At 50.7% G+C, this 12183-nt stretch carries 9 protein-coding genes; 1 reads left to right on the forward strand and 8 read right to left on the reverse strand.

The genetic code is table 11. From position 1 onward, the window contains the following. Positions 1-7: 7 nt before the first annotated feature. Together dnaK and WBL42_RS04865 are read right to left on the reverse strand one after the other, a co-directional pair. Positions 8-1858 carry a molecular chaperone DnaK gene (gene dnaK, locus WBL42_RS04860; RefSeq protein WP_424720140.1) on the reverse strand — a complete coding sequence of 617 codons (1851 nt, stop codon included), beginning with the start codon at positions 1856-1858 and terminating at the stop codon, positions 8-10. A 1-nt stretch (position 1859) separates the two neighbouring features. Next, the gene (locus tag WBL42_RS04865; RefSeq protein ID WP_424720141.1) at positions 1860-2402 is read right to left on the reverse strand and encodes a nucleotide exchange factor GrpE; all 543 of its coding nucleotides are present in this window, start codon (positions 2400-2402) and stop codon (positions 1860-1862) included. Between the two features lie 282 nt (positions 2403-2684). Between WBL42_RS04865 and purH the strand changes: the two genes are divergently transcribed. Next, a complete protein-coding gene (gene purH, locus WBL42_RS04870; RefSeq protein WP_424720142.1) occupies positions 2685-4169 on the forward strand; it encodes a bifunctional phosphoribosylaminoimidazolecarboxamide formyltransferase/IMP cyclohydrolase in 1485 nt (494 codons plus the stop codon). Positions 4170-4514: 345 nt separating this feature from the next. On the opposite strand, the gene ilvD is transcribed toward purH, so the two are convergent. From ilvD to WBL42_RS04900, 6 genes are all read right to left on the reverse strand, one after another. Next, entirely contained in the window at positions 4515-6158 is a 1644-nt protein-coding gene (ilvD, locus tag WBL42_RS04875; RefSeq protein ID WP_424720147.1) for a dihydroxy-acid dehydratase, read from the reverse strand. An 81-nt stretch (positions 6159-6239) separates the two neighbouring features. Next, on the reverse strand, positions 6240-7571 hold the full coding sequence (locus WBL42_RS04880; protein WP_424720148.1) for a cobyrinate a,c-diamide synthase: 1332 nt from the start codon (positions 7569-7571) through the stop codon (positions 6240-6242). 131 nt (positions 7572-7702) lie between these two features. Next, positions 7703-8998 (reverse strand): COG1361 S-layer family protein, encoded by a 1296-nt coding sequence (locus WBL42_RS04885; RefSeq protein WP_424720143.1) that lies wholly within the window; start codon positions 8996-8998, stop codon positions 7703-7705. 108 nt (positions 8999-9106) lie between these two features. Continuing rightward, the gene (locus WBL42_RS04890) at positions 9107-10381 is read right to left on the reverse strand and encodes a COG1361 S-layer family protein (protein ID WP_424720144.1); all 1275 of its coding nucleotides are present in this window, start codon (positions 10379-10381) and stop codon (positions 9107-9109) included. Between the two features lie 34 nt (positions 10382-10415). Further along, positions 10416-11708 carry a COG1361 S-layer family protein gene (locus WBL42_RS04895; protein ID WP_424720145.1) on the reverse strand — a complete coding sequence of 431 codons (1293 nt, stop codon included), beginning with the start codon at positions 11706-11708 and terminating at the stop codon, positions 10416-10418. A gap of 11 nt (positions 11709-11719) precedes the next feature. Further along, on the reverse strand, positions 11720-12183 hold a 464-nt coding region (locus WBL42_RS04900), incomplete at its 5' end, for an MMPL family transporter (protein WP_424720146.1).

A 12183-nucleotide genomic window follows, 5' to 3' on the forward strand; every position in this document is an offset into this window, starting at 1 on the left:
TTCCGGCTCACTCTTCTTTTACCTTATAATCCGCATTGACGACATTGTCATCGGTTTTCTCTTCCGGTTCAGCTGATGGACCGGTAGCACCGGGCTGTTGCGCGGATGCCTGCTCGGCCTGCATCTTCTGGTAAATTTTCGTGGTTGCCGCATAGACAGCCTCGGTGAGGGATTCCATTGCTTTCCTGATCTCATCGAGGTTCTCACCCGGGAGGACTGCCCTGACTGCTGCTATGCCCTCTTCCACCTTGGTCTTGTCACCGGATTCAAGTTTGTCGCCGCTGTCTTTGAGCATCTTTTCAGCAGTAAAAACTGCAGTGTCGGCCTGGTTGCGCAGTTCAATCTCTTCACGCTTCTTCTTATCATCATCCTCGAACTGCTTGGCTGCGTCCATCATCTTCTTGATATCCTCGTCAGAGAGCTTCTTGTCGCCCTTGATGGAGATCGCCTGCTGGTTGCCGGTGCCAAGGTCCTTGGCCGAGACATGGATAATACCGTTCGAATCGATATCGAAAGTGACCTCAATCTGGGGTATACCGCGGGGCGCCGGGGGTATACCGGTCAGCTGGAATTTTCCAAGCGTGAAGTTGTCTTTGGCAAGCGCCCGTTCTCCCTGGACTACATGGATCTCGACACTGGTCTGGCCGTCAGCAGCCGTTGAGAAGATCTGGCTCTTTCTCGTAGGGATGGTGGTGTTGCGTTCGATAAGCTTGGTCGCAATCCCCCCGAGTGTCTCGATTCCAAGGGTGAGCGGCGTGACATCGAGCAGGACGATATCCTTGGTCTCACCGGTCAGGACAGCGCCCTGGATGCCGGCACCCAGGGCGACACATTCGTCCGGGTTGAGTCCCTTATCCGGTTCCTTGCCGAGAAGTTTCCGCACCGTGTCCTGCACCAGCGGGACACGGGTTGATCCCCCGACCAGGAGGACGTGATCGATGTCCTTTGGCTCAAGTTTTGCATCGCTCAGTGCCTGTTTGACGGGTCCGACCGTTGATTCGATGAGGTCGCCGATCAACTGCTCGAGTTTTGCACGGGAGAGATCGATGTTCAGGAATTTCGGACCGCTGGCATCAGTGGTGATGTAGGGCAGGTTGATGTTCGTGGTCTGGCGCTGGGAGAGCTCAATCTTTGCATTCTCCGAAGCATCCCGCAGGCGCTGCAATGCGTAAGGATCGTTACGAAGGTCGATCCCCTCCTTCTTCCGGAACTCTTCGACCAGGTAATCGGTAACTCTCTGGTCGAAATCGTCCCCACCGAGATGGTTGTTCCCGGCCGTGGACTTGACTTCGAAGACACCATCACCGAGTGTCAGGATCGATACGTCAAAGGTGCCGCCGCCAAGATCGTAGACCAGTACGGTCGCATCGTGCTCTTTGTCAATGCCATAGGCAAGAGCACTGGCTGTGGGCTCGTTGATGATACGCATCACTTCGAGGCCGGCGATCTGACCTGCATCCTTGGTTGCCTGCCGCTGCGCATCGTTGAAGTAAGCAGGGACAGTGACTACGGCCTTGGTGATCTTCTCACCCAGATACGCTTCCGCATCAATCTTGAGCTTCTGCAGGATCATAGCAGAAATTTCCTGCGGCGTAAATCCTTTCCCGTCAATAACAACTTTCTCGTTTGTCCCCATCTTCCGTTTGATTGACTGGATAGTGCGCTGGGGATTGGTCACGGCCTGTCGCTTGGCAAGGCTGCCGACAAGACGTTCACCTTCTTTGGTAAATGCTACTACTGATGCGGTTGTTCGTCCGCCTTCCGAATTGGGGATAACGATTGGTTTTCCCGCTTCCATGATTGACATGCAGGAGAATGTTGTTCCCAGATCAATTCCCAGAACTTTTTCATGTGCCATATTATACCTCCTTATTTTGCTTATTACCGTTTGAAACTGCCACTTTTGCGTACCTGATCACTTTGTCATGCATACGATACCCGGGGGAGACAACATCGACGATAGTGCCGGTGGCCTCACCGGAAGGAATATGGGCAATCGCTTCATGCTCAGCCGGGTTAAATTGTTTTTTTTGCGAATCGATGGGATTGATATTATAACGTTGCAACTGTGCCGTAAACAGCTGGTGGATCTGTTCGACACCTTTACGGAGATGCGCATCATCTGCCCTGAGTGCACGTTCAACATTGTCCATGACCTCGAGGATATCGACAGCAAACCGTTCATTGGCCAGGGCGATAGTCGTTTCCCGTTCGCGTGCCGTGCGTTTTTTGAAATTTTCAAAATCCGCTGCAAGACGAAGGAACCGATCGTTCAACTCTGCATAGGTTTTCTTCAGTTCGTCCAATTCAGTTGTTCCAGGCGGTGATTCCCCGGAGTTTTTTTCGATTGCACCGGAGTCGTTTATACCGGCCTGAACCGCTTCGCGTTCTGCATCGTTCATAGTACATCCCATTCGATGTTCCAATATCTATTGCATTGTGGTTCTATATAAATATTTACTTCGTTATCACGAGATAACCGCTGGATTTCACCCCGATCACCGAATTATGGGCGCTTGGTCTTATGAATCGGGTTTTAAACAATTTCTGGACACATTTTTGCGTTTCCTTAACAGTATAATGTATTTGATCGCATTTGTACAATCGGGAACCTGTGGCCATTCAGGGAGACTTAAGACAAAATCTGCATACCTTTTTCTCCCACATTCGTCATACACTAGACCATGAAGTGGGCATTGCTTTCTGTCTGGGACAAGACGGGGATTGTAGAGCTTGCGCAGGCATTGACAGAAAAAAAGTATAATATTATGAGTTCGGGAGGAACAGGCAAAACACTGGCTCAGGCCGGGATAAAATATACCGAAGTCTCTTCCTACACCGGGTTTCCCGAGATGATGGACGGCCGCGTCAAGACCCTCCATCCCAAAGTCCACGGCGGATTGCTCGGTCGCCGCCATATCGATGATGCAGTCATGGCCCGCCACGGGATCGACAGGATCGACCTCCTTGTTGTTAACCTGTATCCTTTTGAAGCGATGTCAAAGCAGCAGATGGACCTTGAAAAACTGATAGAATTTATTGACGTTGGCGGGCCTGCAATGATCCGTGCAGCGGCAAAAAATTACAAGGATGTTGTAGTTGTCGTTGATCCCGCTGACTACCCGATGATCATGAATATGATTATGGAAGGGGGCATACCTGCAGAACAGCATCTGGACCTTGCAAAGAAAGCATTTGCACGCACCGCTGCATATGACGCGGCCATCAGTAATTATCTCTATAATCTGTCGAGCCCGTTCCCGACGACATTTTCTGTGCAGTATACCAACGGCAGGGCACTCCGGTATGGGGAAAACCCCCACCAGCTTGCAGCGGTTTACGGTGTGAGTGGCCTGGCTGGCACGGAACCCGTCCAGGGCAGGCAGATGTCTTACAATAACTACCTGGATGTCAATGCCGGTGTCGCACTCCTTCGTGAATTTGAGGAATCTGCAGCAGTTTTTATTAAACACAACAACCCGTGCGGGGTGGCGATCGGATCAGACATCTTTGATGCATATATTACTGCACGTGAGGTAGATCCTGTATCGGCGTATGGATCTGTCGTATCCGTAAATGATGAAGTGACAAAAAAACTGGCGGAAGAGATCTGCAGGACTTTTGTTGAAGTCATAGTCGCTCCCTCTTTCTCACGCGATGCACTGGAGATAATGAAAAAGAAAGAGTCCATGAGGGTGCTGGTCATCCCGGAGGAATCCGGGGCGGACGAAATCAGAACAGTTGATGGCGGAGTTCTTGTCCAACGAACACCTGCCTACAAGGAACACTGGGAAGTTATCACTGATCGCGATCCTTCAGCAGAAGAGATGAAAGCCCTCCAGCTTGCATGGAAAGTGTGCAAGCACACAAAGAGCAACACCATCATCTTTGCTGATCACCGGCAGACACTGGGTATCGGGGCAGGACAGATGAGCAGAGTGGACTCGGCAAAGATTGCAATAGAAAAGGCATGTGCCCCGCTGAAAGGCTCCGCTGTCGCATCGGATGCATTCCTGCCATTCCCGGACACCCTTGAAGTTGCAGCCAGCGCCGGGGCAACAGCCCTGGTCCAGCCGGGTGGCTCTATACGCGACAAAGAGGTAATCGAAGCGGCGAACCGTCTTCACATGGCCATGGTTTTTACCGGTATCCGGTACTTCAGGCACTGAATAATTTCTCCCATCTCTTTTTTAATTCTAAAAATCTGCCCTGGAGAAATCCTTGTGCTGGAACAAATAGTATTTGATTACATTTTGAGAAGAGAGGATAGTGCCTGTCCCCTTACCGCTCCTGCACATCGCGATGCTGCAGGAATTACCGGTTAAGCGCCACAGCGGCGCTGAGGTGAAATCCCTGGTAGCGGTACTATTTGGGTTCTGTTGACTTGGCATGGGATGGATAATTTTTCTTCGGAGAAACGTTTTTATCCCTCAACAAATTAACAGAACCACTATTTGTAATGAGTTCTACAGAGCAAAAAATCTAAAAATGAATGGGTCCGGTTATCCGGGATATTATCTCTGCACGGCCCCGTGATTTGCCTGTTCCACGGATTTGGCATATCGCGCAAGAACACCGGTAAGGGATTTATGGGGTTGCACCCATCCTTGCTTTCTCTCATCAAGAACTTTTTGATCCACCAGCAGATCTATCCTTTTCTCGAAGAGATCAATTGCTATCTGGTCCTGATCCCGGACAAACGCTATGGGCCCGCCAACCGCTGCTTCCGGGGCTACATGACCTATACAGGGCCCCCGGGTTCCGCCGGAAAACCGGCCATCAGTTATGAGAACAACACGGGAATAACCAAAGCCCATGAGTGCTGATGTCGGGGAGAGCATCTCCGGCATACCGGGAGCCCCGCGTGGGCCTTCATTCCTGATGATGATGACCTCTCCTTCCGCTATTTTCCGGGAAAGGATGGCACTCATTGCCGCCGATTCGCTGTCGAAGACACGGGCAGGACCGGTATGTTTCCACATAGCCTGCGGGACAGCTGCACATTTTACTACGGCCCCGTCCGGGGCAAGGGAACCAAAGAGGATCTTTAATCCACCTGCTGAATTGACCGGTGCGTCTATGGTTCTGATAACGGAAGAATTTTTTATTACTGCATGACGGGCGAGATCGAGAACATCCTTGCCGGATATTGTCGGCGATGACTCCAGCAATCGTTCCAGTTGTTTTAAGACGGCCGGAATTCCTCCCGCACGGTACAGTGTCTGCATTGAATGAGGCCCCGAAGGCTGCATATGGCAGATTTGCGGGATCGCATCCGCAAGGGTATTGAAGTCATCAAGACTGAGGGAAATTCCTGCCTCATCAGCCAGTGCCATAAGGTGAAGTACGGTATTCGTAGATCCACCGAGTGCCATGTCAACCCTGATTGCGTTCCGTAGGCTGTTTTGTGTTATGATATCCTTTGGCCGGGTATTTTTTTTCACGAGTGTAAGGACTGCTTCTCCGCTTTCGCGTGCAATACGTAATTTTGCCGCATCCACTGCCGGTATTGCAGCACAGCCCGGAAGGGACATACCCATTGCCTCGGTCATACAGGCCATCGTATTGGCAGTATACAGGCCCTGGCAGCTGCCGCATCCTGGCATTGCACATCCTTCCAGTTCATTCAGGGCCGCCTCGCTCATTGTTCCTGCTGCAACCTTGCCGACACCTTCGAACACTTCGATGAGGGAGAGATCTTTGCCGTCCTGATGGCCGGATAACATCGCACCGCCGGTAAGAACTACGGTCGGTACGTTGCAACGGACTGCTGCCATCAGCATACCCGGGACGATTTTATCGCAGGTGCCGATACAGACAAGACCATCGAACCTGTGTGCCTGGACCATCAGTTCTATGGAATCGGCCACGTTCTCCCGTGATGGCAGGGAATAGTGCATTCCCTCGTGTCCCATAGCTATGCCATCGCAGATCCCGATCACACCAAATTCAAACGGAACGCCACCGGCGGCAGCAATACCTTCCCGGACTTTTTCACCGAGTTGCCGGAGATGCATATGCCCGGGAACGATGGTATTGAACGCGTTGGCAATGCCAATGAAGGGTAGCCCCATCTCGCGATCTGTCACACCAAGAGACCGGAGAAGTGAGCGGTTGGGAGCTCGCTGATAACCGGTTTTTATCTCATCGCTTCTCATGGACATCGTTTCGCCTCTTACTGATAGTTTTTTTAGTGTTCCACAGGTTTATCTCTTGTTAACCGGGAAAACAGAAAGAAGTTACCGGTGTGAAAATGCCGCTGCCAGATCTATGAAATTCCTGGCAAATGCCGCAGTGAAATAAGCATGGGTATACATACCAAGTGCAGATGACGTGTAGAGACCGTCATTCCCATCAAGGATGCCTTTTCCTCTTGACAGCTGTGCGGCAAACCGGGCATCGGCATCGGGGATAACCCGGGAATAGTGAAATTCATGACCGATGAATGTCTGTCCCGGAACCAGAAGAGGAGATACTCCGGTCGCGGTGCCTTTTACATATCCGAGCCCCTGGATTCGCCCCGTCATTTTTGCACTGCCGGGAAGAATTCCCGCCATCCGGTATGATTTATCCGCCTGGATCTCCCGGGTGAGATACATCAACCCTCCGCACTCCCCATATACCGGTAATCCATCATCCGAGGCTTTTTTCAGATCCCGTGTGCAGCCTGCGGCTTCAAGGGCCGGGAGATGGAGTTCCGGGTATCCGCCTCCAAGGTACAGGCCATCAACATCCGGTAGGGAGTCCTTGAGGGGACTGAAAAAGAGAAGATCCGCTCCCTGATGGCGGAGACAATCGAAATTATCCTGGTAATAAAAACAAAATGCCTCATCCAGTGCGATGCCGATACGGGCCCTGGCAGAGGAGGGGGATTCACCCGGGGATGATGCGAGACCGATTGGGGGGACTTTTGCAGCAATCGACAACAATTCATCAAGATTACAACAATCATCCATAAGGGATCCGATCCCGTCAAGAGATTCAGTCTCATGCGCCATGACGAGACCCAGGTGCCGGCTTTTTGTCGAGATCTCATCTTTCCTGGGGATCCATCCGAGCACGGGAACTACACCTGATTGCCCGATCATAGCCTGGTGCCGGGGACTGCCGATGCGGTTGATGATGACACCGGCGATGGTGATGGTGGGATCAAATGCAAGAAAACCTTGTATGAGTGCGTGGGCGCTCCTCGACATGCCTTTTGCGTCTGCGACTAGTACAACCGGTGCCTTGAGGACCCGGGCAATATGGGCCGTACTGGCAAGATCGCCCCCGTCTATACCATCATACAGTCCCATCACCCCTTCAATGACTGCTATATCGGCTCCTTCCGAAGCACGGAAAAATGTCGACCTGCAACCGTCGTCGCCCATCATGAACGGATCAAGATTACGAGAGTGCCTGCCGCAGATCCGGGTATGATATGAGGGATCAATAAAATCCGGGCCGACCTTAAAGGGCTGGACTTTTAACCCCCGAGACGTAAGGGCCGCCATGATACCGCTCGTGATCGTAGTTTTGCCGCACCCGCTGTGGGTACCAGCTATGACGATACGGGGAATTGTCAGGATCTATCATCCCCGAAATGATATACCGGAATCCGGATATTGCTCTCCATGTCAAACACTGTTACCCTTCGGACAACACGCTCCACCATACCTTCACTGGTCATTATGATTGATGATTCGCCCACATTCAGGTATTATTTATTTTTCTTGCGGTACTGAAATACGAGATAAATAATCACGATAATCACTGCGACAACGGTTAACAGATAGAAGGGATTAGTGAGAATGGCGTTGATACCCGCAGGTTCAGTTACGTCTACCTTGACTTGTACAGTGTCTGAAGTGTACGCATTGTCCAGGGCATCTTTATAAAGGATCTGGGAATCCAGACCATATTCTTTGATGGTTGCGGTCCGATCAACGCTCATTACATAAGAAACCGTTCTTGATTCCCCCGGCGCAAGGTCACCGATATAGGCAATATCGTCATTGCTGGTGAACGGGTCTACAGTGTCAATTCTGACCTGGGCACTATAAACCGGAGTATCTCCCGTGTTTTTGTATTCAATAGTAATTACCTGTTTATTTCCGGGATTCATTTCCGCAGCGGGGGAAATTACTGTAAAATCAGCTTTTCCACCAACGGGTATGCCCACAGTGTCACTGCGGGAGGTGACAAAATCTCCTTCTTCATTCTGGTAGACAACTACAACATCAACCGGATAGGTCTGTTTTTGTGCATCGCCAGAAACAGATACTTTGTATCGGCAGGCAGCTGTACTTCCCGCAGGGAAATCCCCGATATATACACTACTGTCCGTGGGAAGGATAGGACTGTTGCCGTTCTGCAATATTTTTACAATGGATTTTGTCCCGTTTTCAGATCCGGTATTCTTGATCTGCATATCAATATACCCTTCAGTACCCACATTCAGATCTTCAGGAACGGCAGATAAAACATCAATAGACACAACGGATTTGATCTTAACGGGTATATTGAGGGTGATATTCTGGGTCTGGTATTCATACTGGAGAAGATCTACACCGTATTGGTTCGCAGTATAAAGGTAGGTATAGTTGAGCATTATGGGAACAAGATAGGTTCCACCAGCGGCATCTGAATTTATTTTTGTGGTGAAGACTGCATTCACGCTGCTTCCACCATCGAGATCGCCAAGCATCTGGGGGTCGGATTTGATTACGATTGGAGCGTCACCAGGTAAAAGGGTCACGGTTAAAAATTTTGCCGTATTTGGCAGATCGTCGCGGTTAATAATTCCCGGCTGGCTGTATTCGAACTCGTTGAGTCCGGTGTTTTCAATAACAACTGATAACTGTACATCGTCTCCAGGGTTGAATTCATTAGTGCCGGATATATATGCAGATAATTCCGGGCTTCCGGACGTGAATTTAGATCCTGCCATCGAAGGCACAATCATAAATGCACAGAAAATCAAAATTATACACGTCAGCCTTCCGATGATTGTCATCAGTCATTTCTCCATAGATACTTAGTAATTTTGTCTTGCATATTTAATGGTAATTGGTTTTAAGCTTAAAAATCAATGATGATGACTTGAAATACGGGATTCCTCCACTCATCTCTGTTTTTTCCTTAAGTACCAGATTGCATAGATAAGGCCCATTAGGGCAGCGACGATTATGGAGAGGATGACGGTGTTGGAAAGGATGCCTTGAATACCGGTAATATTTTCCACATCAATAGAGACCTTCATAGGATCGGAAATGTAGGTATTATCGAGAACGTCGCGATACCGTATTTCGGAATCGAGACCGTAGACTTTTGTGACAGCATTCCCAGATACGCTGATCTGGTAGCTGGCAATAGCAGACTGTCCCGGGGCAAGATCGCCCAGGTCTGCAACAGCGTTTGAGCTCGTAAACGGGGTGACCGCGCTGATCAGGGCCTGGGCATTTTTGATTGTGGAGTCTCCGGTATTTTTGTATTCGATCTGGATTATTTTCTTGCTGCCCGGACTCATCGAGATCGTGGGCGAGATGATCGCAAAATCTACTTTGCCGCCAACATTCACACCTGCAGTTTCAGTCCGGGAATTGACAAAGTCGCCTTCATCATTCTGGTAGGTGACAAGGACGTTGACCGGGTAGGATTTGTTGACTGCCGCAGCATCAACAGATACTTTGAAAGGGCAGGTCACGATACTATCGACCGGGAAATCCCCAATATATACACCATTATCGACCGGGGCGATCGGGCTCTCACCGTCTTGCAGAAGTCTGACCGTTGCCTTTGTCCCGTCTAAGGACCCTATATTCTTCAGGGTGATGTTGACATACCCGTCTGCACCGGCCACCAGGTTGTCCGGGGTAGCCGAAATTATCTTGGGAATAACTTCGGCTTTTATGACAAGGGGCACCGTAAGAGTCGTGATGTGCTGCTGATAGTAATTCTGGAACATGGGCTGAGCAGTATACTCGTCGACAGATGAGAGTGTGGAGTAATTAATGTCAACAGGGACCAGATATGTACCAGCCGGGGCATCAGCATTGACCGTGGCCGAGAATACTACTGTTTCTGTGGTCTGGCCCAGGAGATCACCAATCATCTGGGGATCTGATTTTATCACGATCGGTGCATCTCCTGAGGATATATTCACCGTGACGAATTTTGCGGTGTTGGGGAGATCGTCACGCGCGGTGATATCCGATGAGACTTCTTCGAACTGGTTAAGACCGGAGTTTTCAATTACGATCGGGATCATGATATCGCTGCCGGCAGTGAAATCGTTCAGGCCAGATACATACGCGCTCAGGTTCGGAGACCCTCCGGTATATTTTACATCGGCAAGAGCCGGCACAATGATGCAAGCTGCAATGAGCATCAGAAACATTATGCGGGTTTTAATCGACCTCGTCATAAGCATATTACCTCAACCTCCTTTTTCCAACGGTGTAATACCCCGCAATTATCAGGATCGCCGCGATCAGGATAACTGCTGCAAGCACTGGGATCATACTTCCGGGGGCGGATGGTATGACCTCGACCTGGGCACTGACAGTATCAGATGTGAGGCTGTTGTCAAGGGAATCGCGGTATCGTACATTGGTATCGAGATTATAGGTGGCTGGGGTTGCCTTGCTGTCAACAGAGATCGTATACAGGGCAGTAACGGTCTGGCCTGGTGCAACATCACCGAGATATGCCATGGTATCGGAGCTTGAAAGCGGCGTGACGGTAGTCAGCCGTGCAAGAGCGTTATATGCCGTGATCGACCCGATGTTACGGTATTTCACTTCTATAGATTTGGATTGACCCGGACTAATGGATGCTGGCGCAGACGTCACTTCAAAATCCAGTTTACTCCCGACAGGAACGCCAATTGTTTCTGTTGCAGAATCAACGGTATCACCTTCGGTGTTGGTATAAGTGACCATCACATCGATTGAGTAGGACTGTGGCTGCGAATCGCCGGAGACTGATACCTTGTACATGCAGCTGACCGTCTGGTTCTTCAGGAAATCCCCGATGTAAACGCTGCTGTCAGAAGGAATCACGCCACTATCGCCATTCCTCAGGAGAATAACGGACGCTTTTTTACCATCTTCGGGTCCGATGTTTTTGATCGTCAGGTTGAGATATCCTTCCGTACCCACGACCAGGTTCCCGGGGATAATGTCGAGAACCTCGATCTTGACTTCCGGTTTGATCGCGATCGTGAGCGGGATGACCGTTGTCACATCATTATACTGGGACTCGACCGTGTCGGCGGAAGGCTGGGGACTGTTGCTATTGGCAAGATACCGGTAGCTGAGCGTGAGCGGGAGCTGGTAGTCCCCCAGCGTCGCATTCGAAGTAATTTTTGCTGCAAACGTAGCGGTTACAATCCCCGGGCTGCCGATATCGCCGAGGTTCTGGGGGTCGGTCTTGACGATGATCGGGGTAGTGTTGCCGGAGAGACCGGCCGTAACCAGCAGTGCGGTTGTCGGCAGGTCGTCCTGGGACAGCGTGTTGTGGTCTACGAACTTCATCGCGCTCGTCCCGCCATTCTGGATCACCACCGTAATGGTTGCGTCCTGTCCCGGGGAGAATTCATTGATGCCGGATATGTATGCCGTCATCTGGGGACTCCCCCCGATGAACTGGTCAGTTCCCATTACGGGCACGGTGCAGAATGCAGCCATGAGGACCAGGATGATCAGTGCTGTGTAATGTTTCATCTGAATTACCTTTACCGTATGTTCGTGTTTTCGCTTGCCATTGCCACGGGGAGGTGAGGTTCCTCATGTGCTGACGGGAACCCTTTCCTGTGATCCAGCCATTCCGTGAAGCTGCCCATGAGGGAGAGCACAGCGGGCATGATGAAGATGGCGCCGCAGAGGGAGAAACCGACTGCGATGAGGGTAGAGATCCCGAAGTTGCTGGTGATAGGGAAATTGGAGAGGCAGAGGGCGGAGAAGCCAAAGAAGGTCGCAAGACCGGAGACGGTAATGGCAGTCCCGATCCTTTTGACGCTCTCCTGGATAGCAGCTATATGGTCGTGGAGCCGCTCCTCTTCCTCGGAGTAGCGCTCCATCACAAGGATAGTGTACTCAGCAGCCACACCGATAGTCATAGACCCGAGCGTTGCGGTCAGCGGGGAATATGCAATGCCCATTACGTACATCGCCACCGAGTTCCAGCCTACAATAAGGA

The sequence above is a fragment of the Methanoregula sp. genome, assembly GCF_049686655.1.
Classification (GTDB): domain Archaea; phylum Halobacteriota; class Methanomicrobia; order Methanomicrobiales; family Methanospirillaceae; genus Methanoregula.